Origin of the sequence: Natrinema sp. CBA1119 (assembly GCF_002572525.1) — an archaeon.
GTDB lineage: Archaea > Halobacteriota > Halobacteria > Halobacteriales > Natrialbaceae > Natrinema.
Genome location: NZ_PDBS01000001.1, coordinates 978,213 through 998,214 on the forward strand (window position 1 = coordinate 978,213; position 20,002 = coordinate 998,214).

The 20,002-nt window shown below is 60.4% G+C and carries 12 protein-coding genes, 4 tRNA genes, 2 rRNA genes and 2 pseudogenes; 4 read left to right on the plus strand and 16 right to left on the minus strand.

Annotation, left to right across the window (positions count from 1 at the left end):
• Window positions 1-81 precede the first annotated feature (81 nt).
• The 3 genes from CP556_RS04800 to CP556_RS04810 form a co-directional block, all read right to left on the minus strand.
• Window positions 82-3,002 (minus strand): 23S ribosomal RNA (locus tag CP556_RS04800).
• Window positions 3,003-3,228: 226 nt separating this feature from the next.
• Window positions 3,229-3,300, minus strand: a tRNA-Ala gene (locus CP556_RS04805).
• Window positions 3,301-3,453: 153 nt separating this feature from the next.
• Window positions 3,454-4,926: ribosomal RNA gene (locus tag CP556_RS04810) — 16S ribosomal RNA — on the minus strand.
• Together the 16S and 23S rRNA genes with 1 tRNA gene alongside form the textbook arrangement of a ribosomal RNA operon.
• Window positions 4,927-5,812: 886 nt before the next feature.
• On the opposite strand from CP556_RS04810, the pseudogene CP556_RS26555 reads away from it, so the two are divergent.
• Together CP556_RS26555 and CP556_RS04825 are read left to right on the plus strand one after the other, a co-directional pair.
• Window positions 5,813-6,144 (plus strand): annotated as a pseudogene (locus CP556_RS26555) (PD-(D/E)XK family putative nuclease).
• Window positions 6,145-6,256: 112 nt separating this feature from the next.
• Window positions 6,257-6,517: a HalOD1 output domain-containing protein gene (locus tag CP556_RS04825; protein ID WP_098724587.1), complete on the plus strand. Its 261-nt coding sequence runs from the start codon at window positions 6,257-6,259 to the stop codon at window positions 6,515-6,517.
• A gap of 2 nt (window positions 6,518-6,519) precedes the next feature.
• Here CP556_RS04825 and CP556_RS04830 read toward each other — a convergent pair whose 3' ends face one another.
• The 7 genes and pseudogenes from CP556_RS04830 to CP556_RS04860 form a co-directional block, all read right to left on the minus strand.
• Window positions 6,520-7,380 carry an IS5 family transposase gene (locus CP556_RS04830; RefSeq protein WP_098724588.1) on the minus strand — a complete coding sequence of 287 codons (861 nt, stop codon included), beginning with the start codon at window positions 7,378-7,380 and terminating at the stop codon, window positions 6,520-6,522.
• Window positions 7,381-7,968: 588 nt separating this feature from the next.
• Window positions 7,969-8,202, minus strand: a pseudogene (locus CP556_RS26560) (DUF7563 family protein).
• A 286-nt stretch (window positions 8,203-8,488) separates the two neighbouring features.
• Window positions 8,489-8,594, minus strand: a tRNA-Ile gene (locus CP556_RS04845).
• Window positions 8,585-9,031 carry a group I intron-associated PD-(D/E)XK endonuclease gene (locus CP556_RS04850; RefSeq protein WP_098724589.1) on the minus strand — a complete coding sequence of 149 codons (447 nt, stop codon included), beginning with the start codon at window positions 9,029-9,031 and terminating at the stop codon, window positions 8,585-8,587. Before CP556_RS04850 ends, CP556_RS04845 begins: the two co-directional genes overlap by 10 nt.
• Before the next feature lie 176 nt (window positions 9,032-9,207).
• A complete protein-coding gene (locus tag CP556_RS26565; RefSeq protein WP_255291405.1) occupies window positions 9,208-9,336 on the minus strand; it encodes a hypothetical protein in 129 nt (42 codons plus the stop codon).
• Window positions 9,337-9,542: 206 nt separating this feature from the next.
• Window positions 9,543-10,127: a MogA/MoaB family molybdenum cofactor biosynthesis protein gene (locus CP556_RS04855; protein WP_098724590.1), complete on the minus strand. Its 585-nt coding sequence runs from the start codon at window positions 10,125-10,127 to the stop codon at window positions 9,543-9,545.
• A gap of 115 nt (window positions 10,128-10,242) precedes the next feature.
• Window positions 10,243-10,348: transfer RNA gene (locus tag CP556_RS04860), tRNA-Asn, on the minus strand.
• A gap of 95 nt (window positions 10,349-10,443) precedes the next feature.
• Between CP556_RS04860 and cca the strand changes: the two genes are divergently transcribed.
• A complete protein-coding gene (gene cca, locus CP556_RS04865) occupies window positions 10,444-11,943 on the plus strand; it encodes a CCA tRNA nucleotidyltransferase (protein ID WP_098724591.1) in 1,500 nt (499 codons plus the stop codon).
• Between the two features lie 120 nt (window positions 11,944-12,063).
• Here the strand turns inward: cca and CP556_RS04870 are convergent, their stop codons facing one another.
• From CP556_RS04870 to CP556_RS04895, 6 genes are all read right to left on the minus strand, one after another.
• Window positions 12,064-13,095 carry a histone deacetylase family protein gene (locus CP556_RS04870; protein WP_098724592.1) on the minus strand — a complete coding sequence of 344 codons (1,032 nt, stop codon included), beginning with the start codon at window positions 13,093-13,095 and terminating at the stop codon, window positions 12,064-12,066.
• Between the two features lie 4 nt (window positions 13,096-13,099).
• Window positions 13,100-13,531, minus strand: coding sequence for a histone (locus CP556_RS04875; RefSeq protein ID WP_098724593.1), 432 nt, complete (start codon window positions 13,529-13,531; stop codon window positions 13,100-13,102).
• A gap of 66 nt (window positions 13,532-13,597) precedes the next feature.
• Complete coding sequence (locus CP556_RS04880; RefSeq protein ID WP_098727287.1) at window positions 13,598-15,073, minus strand: single-stranded DNA binding protein; 1,476 nt, start codon at window positions 15,071-15,073, stop codon at window positions 13,598-13,600.
• Between the two features lie 416 nt (window positions 15,074-15,489).
• Window positions 15,490-15,939 (minus strand): hypothetical protein, encoded by a 450-nt coding sequence (locus tag CP556_RS04885; protein WP_098724594.1) that lies wholly within the window; start codon window positions 15,937-15,939, stop codon window positions 15,490-15,492.
• Between the two features lie 315 nt (window positions 15,940-16,254).
• Window positions 16,255-17,970, minus strand: coding sequence for a GMC family oxidoreductase N-terminal domain-containing protein (locus CP556_RS04890; protein ID WP_218011952.1), 1,716 nt, complete (start codon window positions 17,968-17,970; stop codon window positions 16,255-16,257).
• 10 nt (window positions 17,971-17,980) lie between these two features.
• The gene (locus CP556_RS04895; RefSeq protein WP_098724595.1) at window positions 17,981-19,012 is read right to left on the minus strand and encodes a hypothetical protein; all 1,032 of its coding nucleotides are present in this window, start codon (window positions 19,010-19,012) and stop codon (window positions 17,981-17,983) included.
• A gap of 230 nt (window positions 19,013-19,242) precedes the next feature.
• Here CP556_RS04895 and CP556_RS04900 point away from each other — a divergent pair.
• A tRNA-Arg gene (locus tag CP556_RS04900) sits at window positions 19,243-19,315 on the plus strand.
• Window positions 19,316-20,002 lie beyond the last annotated feature (687 nt).

Sequence of the window (20,002 nt, forward strand, 5' to 3'; positions counted from 1 at the left end):
GTCTCAAACCGTGTGTATGTGTAGTCCAGTTTACGTCCGGACCCGTTCTCGCGTCACGGATCCAATGCGATGTAATGTATGAATGTGTGGCTTGGCCAGTTAGTGCTCGCGGGCTCAACACCTCGTTGCCTTGGTGCGTACACCCCGAGTCTATCGATCTCGTCTTCTACGAGTGGCCTCAGTGGTATCTCTTTTCCAGGTGGGTTTCGAGCTTAGATGCGTTCAGCTCTTACCCCGTGGTGCGTCGCTGCCCAGCACGTGCCCTTTCGGACAGCTGGTACACGAGTGGCACCCATTCGTAGTTCCTCTCGTACTATACGAACGTTCCCGTCAGATACCGTAACACCCCCAATAGATAGCAGCCGACCTGTCTCACGACGGTCTAAACCCAGCTCACGACCTCCTTTAATAGGCGAACAACCTCACCCTTGCCCGCTTCTGCACGGGCAGGATGGAGGGAACCGACATCGAGGTAGCAAGCCACCCGGTCGATATGTGCTCTTGCGGGTGACGACTCTGTTATCCCTAAGGTAGCTTTTCTGTCAGCAATTGGCCGCATCAAGCAGCCTAATTGGTTCGCTAGACCACGCTTTCGCGTCAGCGTCGATCGTTGTGTTCGACACTGTCAGACTTCCGTTTGCTCTTGCGCTCTTCCTCGGGTCTCCGACCCGAGTGAGGAAATCTTGGGGCGCGCCCGATATCTTTTCAGGCGCGTACCGCCCCAGTCAAACTGCCCGGCTACCAGTGTCCTCCGCCAGGAGTGAGAGTCGCAGTCACCATCGGGTAGTATTTCAATGCTGGCTCGGTGGGCCGCTAGCGCGGCTACCTGTGTAATGCCTCCTACCTATGCTGCACAATGGCGACCACGTCTCAGTGACAGCCTGCAGTAAAGCTCTATAGGGTCTTCGCTTCCCCTTGGGGGTCTCCAGACTCCGCACTGGAACGTACAGTTCACCGGGCCCAACGTTGGGACAGTGGCGCTCTCGTTGATCCATTCATGCAAGCCGCTACTAAAGCGGCAAGGTACTACGCTACCTTAAGAGGGTCATAGTTACCCCCGCCGTTAACAGGTCCTTCGTCCCCTTGTACGGGGTGTTCAGATACCTGCACTGGGCAGGATTCAGTGACCGTACGAGTCCTTGCGGATTTGCGGTCACCTATGTTGTTACTAGACAGTCGGAGCGCCCGAGTCACTGCGACCTGCCTCTTCGCGAGGCAGGCATCCCTTATTGCGAACGTACGGGACTAACTTGCCGAATTCCCTAACGTCGGTTGCTCCCGACAGACCTTGGCTTTCGCCGCCATGAGTACCTGTGTCGGATCTCGGTACGGACAGTGTGCTCGCCTTTTCACGGGCTCTAGGTTGGCCTCTCTTACGCTATCCTACCATTCGTCCGCTTCGTACCATTACGGTTTCCACGGATTTCGATAGTTAGACTGGGCGAAAGCCCAGCAGAGGCGGCCCCAAAGCGTTGGCTTTGAGTGCACACTGGCATAGGAATATTAACCTATTTCCCTTTTGTCAATTTCGACTTACGGATTGACTTAGGACCGGCTAACCCTCAGCTGATCAGCATTGCTGAGGAACCCTTACTCGTTCGGTCGTCAGGGGTCTAACCCGACTAACGCTGCTACTATGACCAGAATTTTCGTTACTGAACGGTCCACACGATCTCTCGACCGTGCTTCCACCCGAACAGAACGCCAACCTACAAGATTGCGGTATGAACCGCACTGCTAGGTCTCGGTGGTAGACTTGAGCCCCGATCATTTTGGGCGCCTCAAACCTCGGCCGGTAAGCTATTACGCTTTTCTTAGAGGGTAGCTGCTTCTAAGCTCACCTCCCGGCTGTCTAGGGCTTGAGACCACCTTCGATCGCACTTAGTCTACACTTGGGGACCTTAACCCAGCTCTGGGTTGTCTCCCTCACGGTACACAGGCTTACCCCGTGCACCGGACTCCCTGCGTCAAACGGCGTTTGTAGGTTCGGAGTTGGACAGGGGGGCGCACTCCTCTCGGAGTGCGATCCCCCAATCCGTCGCTCTACCCCACAAACTACCTCGGCAGAGGTCATGCTTCGACATGTTTCGGTTGGAACCAGCTGTTTCCGGACTCGATGGGCCTTTCACCCCTAGACGTAAGTCACGAGAGGGTATTGTAGGACACCAACTCTAACAGACTTCCACGTGCCTTTCGGCACGCTTCATCTTGCTCACGCCTAGATCGTCCGGTTTCGGGTCGTGCCCGTTTGACTCCCCGCGCTTGAACACGGTGACCCTGGTGCAAAGCACTGCGGTCATATCGGTTTCCCTACGCCTTCCTCGATAATCGAGTTAGACTCGTCAAACAGGCACACTCTCTGGTTCGTTTTTCAAAACGTACGACGGAACTTCGGCTTCCCCTGTCGCTTACTACAGGTTCGCACCTGATTCATTGAACAGCGGACCTTGTAAGCCCCGTCGCTCTATCGCCAACTGATTTCACGCCCTATTGCACCTCCCTTCGTGGGGTGCTTTTCAGCGTTCGTTCACACTACTTGTTCGCTATCGGTCTTGAGGAGTGTTTAGTCTTCGCGGTCGATGCCCGCGATATTCACGAGGGATATCCAACCCCCGATACTCTGGAGCTGACTCGTTCCTTACTCGTCGACGGTACGGGACTGTCACCCTGTCTCGTGCTCTGTTCCAAGAGACTTCGCGTCGAGTGTCGGGAAGTGATCGTCAGTCCGAACACCACATTGCCCGTAAGGGCTTCGGTTTGGACTCTGTCGCGTTTATTCGCCATTACTAACGACATCGCGTTTGCTTTCTTTTCCTGTCGATACTAAGATGTTTCAATTCTCGACGTTCCCCATTGCGCGAAGCAATTGCGGTGGGGATTCCCATTCGGAGATCCTGAGTTCTTAGCCTCCGTGCGGCTCCCTCAGGCTTATCGCAGCTTGGCACGTCCTTCTTCAGCTCTCAAGCCGAGCGATCCACCAGCTGGCACAGTAGCCACGTTCATCGGATCTGAATTGCAACCTGCAGTTGTAATTCAAGAGTGACCCGGGAACGGGTCCAGTGGACGCCTGGACTACACGTACACACGGTCTCATCTGCACGCCGTAGACGCGGCATGCATTAACCCTTCCCACCCGCGTTTACACGGGGTGGTGCATCGGTTCTGTCGTACTCAATCATCGCGCCGTCTCCCACTTAAGGGGCACGATTCGATGATCAGTACGAGACATGGACCCACAGGGATTCGAACCCTGGGCATCCTCCTTGCAAAGGAGGCACTCTACCACTGAGCTATGGGCCCACGCCCGTCTCAATAACGAGACGGGCACGGGAGTTGGTGTGAACCTTGGTAGTTCTAAGGTGCCCGATCGGCCAAACGGTGGTCGATCGAACGTGGAACCGCAATTCGTAATCCGCTAAGGTGGGTCAGGCACGACGGCCTGATCCCGGTCTGTGGAGGTGATCCAGCCGCAGATTCCCCTACGGCTACCTTGTTACGACTTAAGCCCCCTTGCGGAGCCCAGATTCGACCCTGGAATCAGGGCCTCATCCGGACCCCACTCGGGTGCTTTGACGGGCGGTGTGTGCAAGGAGCAGGGACGTATTCACCGCGCTCTTCTGAAGCGCGATTACTACCGAATCCAGCTTCATGAGGGCGAGTTTCAGCCCTCAATCCGAACTACGACCAAGTTTCGGAGATTAGCGCCCCCTTTCGGGGTTGCATCCCACTGTCTTGGCCATTGTAGCCCGCGTGTCGCCCAGCACATTCGGGGCATACTGACCTACCGTTGCCCATTCCTTCCTCCAGTTTGGCACTGGCAGTCCTCCTAATGTACCCAACCACCACAAGGGTGTTGCTGGCAATTAAGAGTGTGGGTCTCGCTCGTTGCCTGACTTAACAGGACGCCTCACGGTACGAGCTGACGGCGGCCATGCACCTCCTCTCAATGGCTCCAGTAAGATCATCAATCTGACCTTCACTGCACATTGTCGATGCTGGTGAGATGTCCGGCGTTGAGTCCAATTAAACCGCAGGCTCCTCCGGTTGTAGTGCTCCCCCGCCAATTCCTTTAAGTTTCATCCTTGCGGACGTACTTCCCAGGCGGTCTGCTTCTCGGCTTCCCTACGGCACAGCACAGGCTCGTAGCCTGTGCCACACCTAGCAGACATCGTTTACAGCTCGGACTACCCGGGTATCTAATCCGGTTCGTGACCCGAGCTTTCGTCCCTCACCGTCGGATCCGTCTTCCAGAGGCGCTTTCGCCACCGGTGGTCCGTCCAGGATTACGGGATTTCACTCCTACCCCGGACGTACCCCTCTGGTCTTCCGGTCCCAAGCCACGCAGTTTCCACCGGACGCCTGCGCGTTAAGCGCGCAGATTTCCCGATAGACTTGCCTGGCCAGCTACGGACGCTTTAGGCCCAATAATAGCGGTCATCACTCGTGCTGCCGGTATTACCGCGGCGGCTGGCACCGGTCTTGCCCAGCACTTATTCCTCGACCACCTTACGGTCGAAAAAAGCGAGGACTATATGCCCTCGCACTCGGAGTCCCCTTATCGCACTCGCGTGCAGTGTAAAGGTTTCGCGCCTGCTGCGCCCCGTAGGGCCCGGTATCTTGTCTCAGATACCGTCTCCGGGCTCTTGCTCTCACAACCCGTACCGATTATAGGCACGGTGGGCCGTTACCCCACCGTCTACCTAATCGGCCGCAGCCACATCCTATAGCGCCTGAACGTTTCGCGTTCACGCCACTCCAGGCAGTGAACGGTATCGGCTATTAGCCTCAGTTTCCCGAGGTTATCGCCGTCTATAGGGCAGTTTGGCCACGTGTTACTGAGCTATCTGCTACGAGTCTGAACTCGTGCAACTAGCATGGCTAAATCGGACTCCAATAGCAATGACCTCCGGCAGGATCAACCGGAATGCTATAATGTACTCCCAGCTTGGCTGGGAGGGTCTGTTGGCGGTGAATGTTGCAAACACACTCACACATAAATGGTCCACGTTCGATGACACTGATCGTGTGACCGATCGGGCGTCACCGAACTACCAAGGCTCACATCAGATCCCATCTGTACGGCGGACCGCAGGGGTAGGATCCTCATTTCCTTCGGACGTATTCATAAGCCGTCAGGGGTACATAACCCCTTCGGACTCCAAATCGTCCGTGTCGACGCGGCGTATTCAAACGCCCCGTCGCCACCTTCTTCGTATATATTCATAATCGCCGATCACTACTTAAGGCCTGCGAACCACAGGTCCGAAGGTAGTCAATGCCACACACTGAGAGGACAGTATCGTCCACCTAATCGTGACAATTGGCTAACGGTGTGAGGGATTTCTCTCAGTTGGATAGATCTCTGATAAGCGTCCGGTAAGGGTTACATCCGATCAATGAAATCCTCGCAGATGACTTGCTGAGAGCCTCCATGGCAGGAATTGTCGAAAACTTTCCACGCGCAACCGTATACCAGAGCAAAGTACCGTGATGTGTCTTCTCGAGGCGTATTCACACCGCTGAAGGTGATCGAGAATCTCGACGACACGATCGGGTTCGAGCGTTGCATCACTCACGCCCGCACTGGCGGACACAGTCGGAGGCGGGACCTTCCGTACGTTCCGCGGGAACAGCGTCAATATCGGCACAGAATCGGAGGAACGCACGGATCGTCGCGAGTTACCCGTAGAGTATGATCGTTCTGACTTCCTCGCAGCCGTCACCGTTCCCCTCTCGTTACCAGACACGATAGGCGTCCAAGTCACGACCAGTGAGCGTGATCAGGTTCATCCACCCTCAGCGACCGAAACGAATGGCCGGGAAACGCAGGTTCGATCTCGAGTGGGCGAGCGGACACGACACGAGGGTCACAACGGAGCGACCGTCAAGAGTAGATCGACGCGACACGAGCACGCCAACGGGCAGTCCGGGAACTGGAAGGTGTCCCGTGAGTATCACGAAAAGCGCAGGCGGGACGACGGCTGGTACTGTTTCGTCGTCTATCGAGCGCATGGGCGCTCCGGCTGCACGATCCGACGTGATGAAATGGTCCGCTCGAGCGATGTTCCACGGCTCCGGCGGCGCGGTGGCGACGATCACTGCGGAACCGAGCGAGCGAAACTATCGAGTGACGCTATCGTCTGAATAAGCGATTCCGCTCCGCCTTAATCGCCTCTTTCCCTCGGATCGGAGACTGTCATGAAAACGTATCAGTAGCCGTTGTCTGACACACGTCAGTAGAGGAACGTCCGGTTTTATGTGGCAGTTCCTGACATCGGTGACTGTGCAACCGACTCAATCACTCAGTCTGAAGGTTGTAGAAAAAATTGCCGAGCGGGAAGGGATCGAACCGGAAGAACTCCACCCACCGATCCACGATGCGATTAACACGGACGCACTCGACTCACTCTATCAAGCGAGTGATCCCGAGAGGAATCCGTCTAAAGTCGAATTCGCCTACAGCGGCTACACGGTGACTGCCGATAGTACAGGCAAAGGGCCTTGTTTAGACGCTTGATTTCACCGGGTAGCGGCGTCAAGCGCTAGTTCGACGTTTCTGACGGCGCATTTGAGCACGAGTTCGCGGAACTGGCCGAACCAGGTTCTCGCTCGAACGATCTCGCCGTATTTGCGCCGGAGCGCAAAAAACGTCGATTCGATATTTGATCGTTGATGGTACGTTGTATCATCGAGCAACACATTGTTTGCGACGCCGTGCCAGCCAAATTCGCGGTGCTTGATCACCGGTTTGACGCCCTCAGACCGAAGCTTCTGTCGAAGGAGCTCCCAGTCGTAGCCTTTGTCAGCGGTTAGAATACTCAGTTTGTCTAGGTTGCGCGTGAGCAGTTGCCACGCGATCTGTGTATCGTGCGGTTGTTTCATCGAGCAATGTATATCTAGAATCGCACCAGTTTCGCAATCGATCAAGGCGGTCGTTTTCACCGCCCTGAACGTGTAATTCGTCCGTTTGGCGTAGTGCTGGCTCGCCGCGACCCGATCCATGCCGGTTGCGTCGATTGCCTGGATCTCGCCGGTCTCGTGCAGCTCCGCCGACAGCCGGAGAACGTCGCGCCAGAGCGGCATTTTGAGGTCTTGCATTCGCGCACACACGGTGGTAAAATCGGGCAGCTGAGTTACTTCTAGGTCAAGAATTCCCGCAATCCGTGGCATTTCGTACAGGACGTCCAAGAGTCGCCGGTACGGCAAATCGAGATACGTTTTGAGGCCGCGAATTGAGACGATCACCCAGTCGGCGTAGCCGCCGTCACCGCGTTTTACGGCTGGTTTTGGCCTTCCGACGACGGCTTTTTGGGCGAGCGAGACAACGTGGCTAGTGAAGCGGGCTAGCTTCGTGTGCACAGCAAAGCCTTCCCGCTTCACTCTCTAGTAAGTTAGACATTTAGCGTGAGCTACTAGGAACACGATACTACACTCTACGTCGCTGAGCCGCCGTATTTCGCGCGTCTAAACAAGGCCCAGGCAAAGTGAATCTCGAGAAACGCATAACGGCCTTCGATCCCGATAAAACGACAGTGTGATGGGCTCTGAGTTCCGGGGCTGAAATTCAATCTCATCGTAGCCGGTCGCAACTCAAGCACTCGTCGGACTCGACGAAGCGGGTCATCGCGAACCACCGTCCTCGCAATCAGTGCCCGACTGTAGTGAGCAGTACCTGTCCCAGAGATATTTAGTAGTCAGCCAAGAATCATGAATGAATGGAAGCAAAAGACTACGTGCTTGATGTGATTGCAACTGTAGTCGGTATTTTCGTGTATGGCGCTGTCGGCGGTTCGTTCTGACAGCATCCGTTCTGTACCGTACAGTGTCGCTCGAAGAGTGCCACCGTCGGCGCGAATCTCTCGGTTCTCGAGAGTCCGCCGAACGACTGCGTCAGTCGCTTGGTGGACCGGATGGGCTATGGGCGTCCGACTCTCGACATCGTACAGCCGATTCGCCGGAATGAACCCGCTACGTATCGGCCTCACCTCCGTGCCGGCCGGGCGATGTTTCCGGATCGAGGATCGACACATCGACGCCAGCAGCGGAGCCGCGGTTCAGTCGTCAGGACGAATCACAGTCACCACAGCGGTGGGCGCGAGCGTCATCGTCACCGAAAACGCGGCGGAACCGGTCGTCGGTGATGTGGGCTCCGCGGTGGTTACAGGTCGAATTATCGACCGACGGCCACGATGCGACCGTCATGCAGACCGCCCCGTTTCGGCTACTAATTTCGCAGGACTGCAACGACCCGGAACCAGTGACTGGTTCGGTTCAGGTTCAGACGAGGGTAACTCGAAAACAGAAAAGTTGTACTTCGAGTGGTTCAGGCCCCGGTTATCAACCGAATCGGCTTCGGCCACGCTTCGGGTTTTTGCGGATGGGCCCTGACGGATTCGTAACTACGCCGACGGCTCGCTTCGCTCGCCGTCGTCTCGTTCGAATCCACAGGAGTCATTCCGTGCCGCTCGCATCTGCTCGCAACACTCCATGGGCCCTGACGGATTCGAACCATCGACCACTCGGTGTCTCACACGATCTCACGAGTCAGATTGTGTTATGAGCCGAGCGCTCTAACCAGACTGAGCTAAGGGCCCGATAGTTGCGTATCTATGAGATAATCCTCATGCCAATTAACCCTTGCTGTCTGGCCGTTTTTCGTTTTCTGGTACCGGATCTCCATCCCTGTTTTTGGAGCATCCTGGATTGGTACGAGATAGGTCTCTCCAATAACGGGATTGTAAACAGCGAAATAATCAATCTTCCCATCGTATCCTGCTCTCTCGTAGCCCTGCCTCTTCACTCTCGTACTCCGTGTTTCAAATCGAACTTTGCTATCGTCATTACTGGATGCCGTCTTACATTGAATACGTAGTAGATCCGACTCTCTGTCAATGACGAGGTCATACGGTAAATTATCCGACTCAGGGGCAAGAACAGGAATTCCACGTGAAAGAAACTCTGCCTTAATAATCCCTTCTGTTGCGTCGCCTTTTTTCTGCGGTTCTGATAGGCCCTGAAAGGCTTCTTCCATTATTGAGTTTAGATATGGTTTCGAATTTAAAACCTATTATGGAATAGAATATATTTGTAGCACTATAATCCCAAATTTCGATTGATCAATACGCTACGCTAGTCTCAAAGCACGGTTGGAAGAAGTGGATTACCGAGTATTCGTCGCCGCCTCGAGCTCTCGTCTCGAGACGATGCCTACGCAGTCAGCGCCTCGAGTTCGTCGTCACTCAGTTCGGCTTCGAGTTCCGTCTCGCTGTGTGACTCAAGGAAGTCCTCGCGCTCCTCGGCGTCGAGGTCGGTCACGGATTCGAAGTGGTGACACATAGCAATCCGACGCACGCGCTCGTACTCAATAAAGGCTGTTACTGGATATCTGACTGGTCGTCTCGCCGTCTCAGGACGAACGCCCACGGATGGTCGCGTTTCACCGTCCGCAGTTACAGGCAGTTCGTGTCTCGAGGAGGAAACCACCGCTCGAGTACCGAAGCCGTGATCAAGAGTCGTGTCTGGAGACCGGAAACGCAGCTCACCTACTCGTCCTGGTAATCCGCGAGCGTCTGATCGGTCGTCTCCGCGCGGTGCCGAGTCGCCAGTCCCGCGAGGTGGGGCGATTCGGGGACGATCAGCTCCTCACAGGCGGTTTCGCAGGCGCTCTGGCTCCCAGGGAGACAGAAGACGGGCGTGTCGACGGCGATTCCCGCCGTCGCGCGCGAGGCCATCGCTCGCGTTCCGACTTCGTCCCACGAGAGCGAGCGAAACAGTTCGCCAAAGCCCGGCAACTCGCGTTCGAACAGCGATGCGGTCGCCTCCGGAGAGACGTCGTCGACGGTGACACCGGTGCCGCCGGTGGTACACACCACGTCGATGTCGCGGCGTGCAACGAGGCCGCGAACGGCGGTTCGGATCGCCGAATAGTCGTCCCGGACCAGGAGCCGTTCTCGGACCTCGTGGCCATCGGCTTCGAAACAGTCCTGAATGGTGTCTCCGCCCGGATCGTCGGGATCCGCCGTTCCCGCGCGCGAACTCGAGACGGTGACGACCCCAACGTAGAGCGGATCGATGATATCGTGTCCGTGGTGGTCGGTACTCCGTCGGTCGTCGCTGTCGCTGGTCATGTGTCTACGTCACTGGCGAAGGACGATAATCTCTCCCCCGAAAGCCGGTGGTCGAACTCGCGGGTGACAGTTCAATTGTGGGGCACAGACCAGCCAGTTGCGACGAATCGAGAAGCGCCGAAGCCAGGACTCGAACCTGGGACAACCTCGTATCTGCGGCGGACAGGGAAGACCTGAATCGCCGTAACAGCGAGGTGCTCTACCATCTGAGCTACTTCGGCTCATCATCTGGTAGTCGGGTGCATTTGATAGGGCTTTCGTTTTCCCTGCTCCGGGTTCGATACTCTTTCACGCACCGCTCGAGTACGCGTTCCCAATGAGCGAGGAGGATGCCGACAGCGCGGACAACGGTTCCAGCGGTCAGTGCGGAAATCGCGCTGACGACAGTAACGAACCCGACAATCGAGAGCCGGATCACGATCTCGAGCGAGTCGTCGACGAGATCCGAGCCCGGGTCACTCCCGACGACGGCGAACGCGCGCGGCTCCGAGCGGTCGCCGATCGGCTCATGAATCGGGCTGAGACCGCGGCGACCGACCTGTGTGCCGACGCCGACGTCTTACAGGTCGGCTCCACCGCGAGAAACACCTGGACCAGCGGTGACCGCGACATCGACATCTTCGTCCGATTCCCATCGGAGCTCGAGCGCGAAACGCTCGAGCAATACGGCCTCGAGGTCGGCCACGCGACGCTGCCCGATGGTCACGAGGAGTACGCCGAACATCCCTACGTTAAGGGGACGGTCGAGGGGTTCGACATCGACGTCGTCCCCTGTTTCCGACTCGAATCGGCGACCGAGATCCGTTCGGCGGTCGATCGGACGCCGTTTCATACTCGGTACCTCCAGCGACGACTGGACGACGAACTCGCCGCGTCTGTCCGCGTCACCAAACAGTTTCTCAAGGGGATCGGTGTCTACGGCAGCGACCTCCGAACCCGGGGGTTCAGCGGCTATCTCACGGAGCTCCTCGTCTGCGAGTACGGCGGATTTCGGCCGCTGCTCGAGGCAGCGGCCGACTGGCGGCCACCGGTCGAGCTCGACCCAGAAGAACACGGTCATACGCGCGAGACGGTTTCGTCGTCTCGAGAGAAGGCAGTCGGCGACACTGGCCTTCCGTTCGACGATCCGCTGATCGTCATCGATCCGACGGATCCCGAACGCAACGTCGCCGCGGTCTGCTCGGCCGAGAACGTCGCTCGCTTTCAGCACTACGCCCGGGAATTCCTCGCGTCCCCGCGGATCGACCACTTCGAGCCCGACGATCCGGAGCCGCTGTCCGAGTCGGAACTGCGCGAACACCTCGAGCGCCGGGTCACTACGCCTGTCGCCGTCCGGTTCGACGCCCCCGATCTCGTCGAGGATCAGCTCTATCCGCAGCTTCGCAAGTCGCTGGCGGGCATCACGAAGGGGCTGAACGATCGCGGCTTCGACGTCTTTCGGTCGATGACGATCGCCGACGAAAACGCGGTCGTCTTCGCCGAACTCGCGGTCGATGAGCGACCGGCCGTCGAACGCCACGAGGGGCCACCGGTTCACGTCCGCGACCACGCAGCCGGCTTCTACGAGTCCTACGCGGACGACTCCGACGCCTACGGTCCGTTCATCGAGGGCGAGCGCTATGTCACCGAGCGCGAGCGGGAGTTTATCACCGCCCGCGCGTTCCTCGAGAGCGACCGCCTCTTTGACGTCGGACTGGGTGCACACGTCGAGACGGCACTCGAAGACGAGTACGAAGTACTGATCGGATCGGAGATCACGGCGTTGCTCGCCGAATTCGGCACGGAGCTGCGAACGTACTTCGAACCGCGGCCCTGATACGGACTGCTGTCAGTCATTTCCCGCGCGACCGCGATCCAGTCTGCGGTCGCACCGGTACATCGTTACAGCAGACCGTATGAGGAGCGCAGTGCCTCGCCGCTGCCGCGATCCATTTCGTCAGATATCGTTCAGGTCAACGTCGAGATCGTGGGCCTCGAGCACGTCCTCGAGGGCTGATTCGGCGTTGTCGCCGGGTTCGTCGTCGGGTTCGATCGGTTCGCGACCGTCGAAGGTCTCGTGGACGAGTGCCACGCTGTCGGCGAGCACGTCCAGTCCGTAGCCGCCCTCGAGGACGAACGCCAGCGCGGCGTCGGTGTCAGCGGCGAGGGACCGAACGCGGTCGCTCATCAGCGCGTAGGCCTCTGTCGAGAGCCGGATCCGCGAGATGGGATCGTGGCGATGGGCGTCGAAACCCGCGCTGATGAGGATGAGATCGGGATCGAACGCGGTGAATGCGGCGGTGATCGGCCCGTCGACGGCGGCCAGATACTCCCGGTCGTCGGTACCGGCCGGCATCGGAACGTTCATCGTCGTCCCGTCGCCGTCGCCCTCACCGGTCTCGTCGACATCGCCGGTCCCGGGGTAGAGCCCCTGCTCGTGGATCGAAGCGAAGAACACGTCGCCCCTGTCGTAGAATATGTCCTGCGTCCCGTTGCCGTGGTGGACGTCCCAGTCGAGGATCGCCACCCGGTCGATGTCGTACGCGTCGTGATCGAGGGCGTACTGGGCGGCGACGGCAGCGTTATTGACGAAGCAAAACCCCATCGCGTCGTCGTAGACCGCGTGGTGGCCCGGCGGTCGCCCAATCGAGAAGGGCGTGTCACGTCCTGTATTGCCCTCGAGCGCCGCCTCGGCGGCCCAGCAGGCAAGGCCGGCGCTCTGGCAGGCCGCGTCCCAGGTTTCCTCGACGGCGGCGGTATCGGGATCCCAGCTCCCGCCGCCGTCGGCACAGAACTCTCGAACGGACTCGAGGTACTCGCGGTCGTGGACGGCCGCCATCGCGTCGAGTTCGCACGGGTCGCTCTCGACGTATGTGACGCCGTGTTTCTTCTTTAGCCGTTCCCGGATCGCCCGTAACCGGTCCGGCGACTCCGGGTGGCGCGAACCGGGATCGTGTGCGAGACAGAGCTCGCTGTAGCCGAACTGCATCGGCTCACTCGAACAGCGAGAAGTACGTCTCGATGTCGTCGTCGGTGATCGTCCGCCGGTCGGCGTGGTGGGCGAGAGTCGCGGCCGCCCGGGCGACGTTATCCGCGTAGTCCTCGAGGATATCGGCGAGGGCGACGCGGGCGTCCATCGAGACGCGATAGCGATCGTCGATTTCCAGCCTGGCGATGCGATCGACCGGCGCGACCGGAAGCTCGAGGTCGTCTTTGTCGACGACCGCTTCGGCGCCGAAATCTTGGGCCATCAGCGTCTTCCGGCCGTCAGCCGTCGCCTCCTCGGCGGCGTCGATTGCGAGTTCGCTCCCGTGTTCTTGAATCCGCGTTGCGAGTTGCTTCGACGCGTCAGCACTCACCCGAAGATTGCCTGCGTTCCGCCGGATGATCGTATCCACCGGGGCGAACGGGAGTTCGACGTTCATATAATGATAGGCGAAGCTAACTCCCTTAACGCTTTTCCTAGGCGGCCGATGAGGTTGCTCGCCGCGTCAGAACACGTCGTTTGCGTCGAGGCGACCGTCGCGGACGACTCCTCGGGCGGTTACCTCCTCGCCGAGACCGACGTCAGCGTCGGTCGCGATGCTCATGGTCGTTTCGCCGTCGTCGAGCACGATCGGGTCACCCGCCTGCACGACGACGCCGGTGAACTCGCGTTCCTCGCCGTCGGACGGTTCCTCCGAGTCGGTCCCAGCGTCGGTACTGGCGCTATCGTCAGTGGCGTCACTCGAGGCGCTCGAGGAGGTGCTCACACCGGCGTCGCTCTCGTCCGCGTCTCCGTCGTCACCGGCGAAGGCGGAGAGGCCGGCGTTCTCGTCGCTCGAGTCGCTCGTATCGCCCCCGGACTCGCCAGTGCCGGACGAGTCGGATTCGAGGACCGTGATCGTCGACTGCCAGCCCGCGGAGGCCTCGAGATCGTCCTGCCAGCCGTCCTGGATCTCAACGTCGCCGAGTGCGACCTCGTCGCCCGGACCCACGTCGATGTCGGCTTTCTCGCCCCACAGCGCGACGCGGATGTCGCCGGTCGCGTCCTGAACGCGGATGTTCCGGACCTGTCCCTCCGAGCCGTCGTCGCGGTCGAACGTTCGCTTGGGATCGGCCGAGCGAACGACGCCGGCGATGTCGACCATCTGATCGATCTCGAGATCCTCGATCGGCGTGCTCTCGGGGACGTACTCGACCGCCTCGTCGACTTCCTCGACGGCACCGCGGTTGCCGACGTGGAGTTCTAGCTGTCCGTCGCGGTCCTTGACGTAGCCGTCGATCACTTCGACGGTCGTCCCGGCCTCGAGTTCAGTTGCGAGATCGGCCTGCTCGTCCCACAGGGTCACGCGGATGCGACCGGTCGAATCGCCGAGGACGAGGTTCGAGACCTTCCCCTCCGAGCCGTCGTCGCGGTCGAACGTCCGCACGCTGTCGGTGTCCAGAAGCAGGCCGACGAGGTTGACGTTCGAGAGACCGAGCGAGAGGTCCTCGACGGTGTACGTATCGGAGACCTGCACGTCGATCTCGGTATCGTCGTCGGGTTGGACGTCGTCCACGCTGATTTCGACGCCGGAAAAGCCCTCCTTGGGTCGGCCCTTGATCCGCAGGACCTGTCCCTCCTCGAGTTCCTCGATGGCGGCCTGGGCGTGGTCGTCCCAGAACGCCGCTCGCACGGACCCGGTCTCGTCCGCCACCTCGACGTTGACGACCTGCCCGTCCTCGTCCTCACCGTCGCGCTCGAACGTGCGCACCTCGCCGATCGAGAGCACCTTGGCGACGAACTTCGCCTCCTCCATCCCGGGTTCGATATCGGCGATGCCGCCGACCTCGCTCTCGCCGACTTCGTGAGCGATGAGCATCGCCGCCGTCTCCTCGTCAGCGAGTCCCCCCATCTGCTCGACTTTCGCCTCGACGGCCTCGCGAAACTCCTCGAGAGAAACGTCGGCCTCGAGGTCCTCATATACGCCCTCGATGTCGCTCATTCTATGCTCGTGCATGGGTAGGTCGCGCATAAACGTTGCCAATTCGTCGATACTGGTTCGTCGATACTGGTCGTCCCGGTTCGCGCTCGCGTCCCCTCCGACCGCGGGGCCGGCGGCGTCGAATACCCGAGGTTCGACCGATGAGGACGGGGCCAGTCGGACCGCGTTTCGACGAATCAGCGCGGCGACGCGTTTCTGTGTCGGTCCGGGCCTCGAGACGATCACGTCGGTCCTCGAGTCGGTGACGGCTCTCGAACATGCTTCATGCTGGCCGCGCCTTGTGGCTTAAACTACAGGATGGACACGGCTCGGTGGCAGTCAATTGGTGGATCCGGTTCGCCAACCGGGGCGAACGGTGCGATCCGCTGGGTCCCCGAAGTCCGCATTTGACGCGAGAAACCGCGAGCGGAGGGACCTCACAGCGATGGTTCCGCGTGTCGAACGTCGACGTCCTCGATCTCGCCTGGATCCGAGAGGACGAGCACCCCGCTATATTCGACGGAGCCGATACAGAAGTAACATCCGTCACTGTCCTCCGGCTCGAGGCCGACGGTAACGACCAGTGTCTCGTCTTCGACGTGTGTCGACTCTAGGACCGCCCGATAACAGGGCGTCGGGGAACTGGTTGCTCCCGAAAACGAGACGAGCGAACGCTGCCGTCGCACCTCGGACTCATCGATGTCCTGGTTCCCGCACTGCGACGCGGTAGTGCGTATCTGCGAGAACTCGACGGAATCGGTTTCCGCCGATGTCCCGTCGCCGTCGCTGGAGCGGTCCTCGTCGGCGGCGGCCGCTGTGCCTGCGCCGACTATCGTCGCAGTCGTAGCCGATACGGTCCGGATGATGGAACGCCGTGTTCGTGCCATGGTGAGTATCGTCCCGGGCCCGCCACCCGGAACAATGGTAAATTCAGTGATTTGCTATTTGATTTTTGTTCCTCAGTTATGAATGTGTATTTCCGACGAGCTGGGGGCGTCGATCATCGCCGACAGCTATTGCAGGACGGCTGGCGGTCAAATCCGCCGGTAGACGGAACGCCAGCAGTTCACCTGCGGACCTGCGGCCGGCTGAGCGATCGAACGTGCCGCATGCGGTCCGCTCTCCAACGGGACCGAAGCCCGCTCCGAAGCCGACCGATCTCGAGACGAGCACGATGGATGCTTCGAAGACGGGACGGACGATTAGAAGTACAGCGCGTTGATCCGGTCCGCCGTCCGGATCGCCAGCGCCTGTCCGGTGTTCGTCGGGTTCGGCCCGCCGAGGCCGTTCGCGAGCGCGCTGTGGTCGCCGACGAACAGCCGATCGACGTCGTCTGCCTCGCAGTTCTCGTCGACGACTTTCCCCATCCGCATCGAACTCTGCATGTGCAACAACAGCGGCGGCGCGTCGGCGCGGTGGACGTGCTCGGCGCCGGCGGCCTGCAGGAGTTCCGCGGCGGTCGTCGCGAGCCGATCGCGCTTCGCGGAGTCGTCGGGATGGGGATCCCACGAGACGTCGGCGACCGGTCCGTGCTCGTCGACGGTCTCCTCGTCGACCGAGACGCCGTTTTCCTGCCGCGGCAGGTCGTCGGTGAGGATCAAGATTGCCAGCGTCCGCCGGTAGTCGGCCATCCGTCGTTTGAGCTCCTCGCCGGCGAGCCGGCCGCGGCTATCCCACGGCGCGTCCGGTTCGACGTCGGCGTCGAAGGCGTAACCCGCCCGACTGAACGAGTAGCTCTGGAAGGCGGCGATTCCCGGCGTCCCGCCGACCATCTCGAAGCAGCCGACCCCCGGCTCGTCGTACCGCGCGGCCGCGTTGTGGCCGACGTAGGGATCGATCGTCCGCTGCCCGGTCAGTTCCTCGAGCGTGTCGCTGTCGAAGGAACCGACGACGAAGTCGAACCAGTGTGTGGTCAGTCCCGCGCCGACCCAGCCGTTGTCCGGCAGGCCGGAGTTGAGCCACAACCGCGGGGTCTCGATGCAGCCGGCGGCCATCACGACCGCGTCCGCGTCGATCGAGCCGGTCTCGCCGGACCACGTGTCGCGGTACTCGACGCCGATCGCTTCGAGACTCCCCGCGAACGACTGCGTTCGCACGTTCGTAACGAACGTGTTGGGTCGGATCGTCACGTTGCTCGTCTCGAGCGCGCGGGGAACGAAACTCACGTTGCTCGATTTCCGGGATTTCTCCGCGACCGGCGCCTCGAGCGGCGTGGGCGCGCCCTGATAGTGGTCGCCGGCAAGGGTATCGCCCTCGACGTGGGGGTAGGTGAACGGCCCGTCGTAGTCGGGGTCGCGGAGCCTCTCGTCCGGCTGGGAGACGGCGTTTGGCTGCGGTCGGTAGCCCGCTTCCGTGACGTTCAACTGGTCGAGGAGGTCGTGACCCGCTTCCTTCGCACCTTCGAAGAACACCGCCTCCTTCGCGGTCGTCGGCGCCGGGTGGACGTCACAGATCTCCTCGTTCACCTGGTAGTAGGGCACCAGTTCCTCGTAGTCGATCGGCCAGTGGTCCTGCGCTCGGAACGCGAAGGGGTACGCCCGCGGGTGGTTGCCGAAGTAATGCAGCGTCGTCCCGCCGACGCCGGCGAGCTGGGAGATGTACATGGGCCGGTCCGTCGATCGGTCCCACGCCGATCGGTCGCGATCCGCGGGACCGAACCGGAACTTCCCGCCGTTGGAGTCGTTCGTCGCGTTCTCGCGTCGATCGAGTTGCTCGTCCATCAGCGGGCCGCTCAGATCGGCGGGGTCCGAACTCGCCGTACCGCCGGACTCGTCGTGCGGGTTCTGCCAATTCTCGTTGCCGTGCCACGGCCCCGCCTCGAGAACGAGAACGTCGATATCGTGCTGGCCGAGCCGCCAGGCCAGTGCCGGTCCGTCGCCGCCCGCGCCGATGACGATGACGTCTGGATCGTGTATCATCTCTATCGCCTCAGTAGTCGTTCTCCCGAAATTCGCTCACTTCGAAGCCGCGATGGCCGGCGTACCCCGGTGCCGGGCCGGGATACCCGGTCTGTCGTCGACTCTGTACCTGATCGACTGGCGTCTCGAGTGCGCGCTGGGACGGCGGTGCGGTTTTGGTCTCTCCGTAGCCGGCCCACTCGCTGTAGTAGCCAAGCGCCGTGAGGATGTGCGTCGTCATGACGACGCCCGGGAGCGTCTCCGGAGCCGCGACGAGTTCCGAGAGCTCGGCCTCGCGGACGGCAACCGGGGCGCCCCCGGAGAGCCACTCGAAGCACCGGAGGCGGTCCCGTCGCGACAACCAGGAGAACGTACCGCCCGCGGTGAACGCCGAGTCGGGACCGACGTTGTCCTCGTGTCGGTCCTGCGCGACGAATTCGAGTGCGATACCGTCGAAACAGGCCGCGAACACCGGTGCGTACGGATAGTTCACCGAGTGGTCCGCGACGGACGTCTCCGCGGTCTCGATCGCGTATCCGACCGTCACCGGCCCCGTCTCGGAGCCGGTGTAACCGACGCCGATTCCGATCCGTCGGAGCGCCCCGAATACGGCGTCGACGTCGGTCAGCCCGAGCCGGTCGAGCCGCTTACGGGTCGACTGCGAGTGGTCGCTGCGAACGTCATCGACGATCGTTTTGAGATCCTCCTCGCCATGATCGATGCTGAGCGCCCGCGCGACCTGCCACGAGAGCCCCTCCGCTCGCATCTCATCGGCGTTGTTGTAGTTCCAGATCAGGAATCGCTCGAGGTCGACGGCCAGCCCGCCTGGTTCGTGTTCTGGACCGAGTTCGTCGGCTAGCGCCGGTGTTTCCGGGACGATCGCGTCGACGACTGCGCGGAACGTGTCCCGCGTGTGCGGGTCCGCCTCGAGATCCTCGAGACCGGTCGAATCCTGTGCGGTTACCGCCGGTAGCCCCGATAGCGACGCGACACCGGCACCGCCGATTCCGCCGAGTACCGACCGGCGGGAGACCGTCTCGTCAGTATCGTCCTCGCCTGTCATTCTACTTCCGACGCCAACATCCACCCAATTAAATATTTCCATGTGGAGTCATAAAATAACATTCAATGGGTCGCAAGATACCAGCTGACACGTCCGAGAGAGGACGACGGTTTGAGACCGGCGACCGTCTCGAGGAGCCGTAATTGACGCCACAACGGCCACGAAAGTCCGGGGCGGCAACGGGAGCCTTTCGAAAGGGCTTTAATGTCCACGCAGTTACGAAGAGATGAGTCCTGGTAGGGTAGTGGACTATCCTCTTGGCTTGCGGAGCCAGGGACCGGAGTTCAAATCTCCGTCAGGACGTTTCTGCCGACACCAAACCGCGAGCGACGCGTGGCGCGTTAGCGCCACGAAAAGCGAACGGCGAAGCCGTGAGCAGCGAGCGGTTGGTGTCGGCGAAACTCCCCGGAGATTTGAGCAGGGAAGTCGCAGCGCGACCGAAGGGAGCGACCGTCTTCCCGTGTTCAAATCTCCGTCAAGACGCTCACTCCTAACGAGTGCTTCGCGTTGCTCAGCACTCGCTTCGTCGTTCGGTCCTGACGTGCCTCACGCTCACTTCGTTCGCGTGAGACTCCGTCAGGACGGTTCTCTCCAATACGAAATCGCGAGTGGAACGTGGCACGGTAGCGCCACGGAACAGCGAGCGTCTGCTATCGAAGAACTCGGGCTATCAGTTCGTCGCGACGAACGGTCCGGCGACGTTCTCGCCGAAGCTCTGTGAGAGATAGTAGCCACTGCAAGTCACTGCACACCTGCTCGCACGACAGTAGCGCGGTTCGGAGCGAGCGCGGTTCGGAGCGAACGGAGTGAGCGAGAACCGCGGGAATGCGAACGGCGAGCGAAGCGAGCCGTGAGCGAGCACCGCGAGCGAGAACCGCGGACTGTGCGATCAGTGTGTAAATAGCTGCAGTTGTTACTATAGCCGCGGTCGCGAACTGAGAGCACCTACATATCGGCGGTGACGAGGGTATCCTGCCTTTTTCGTGAGCA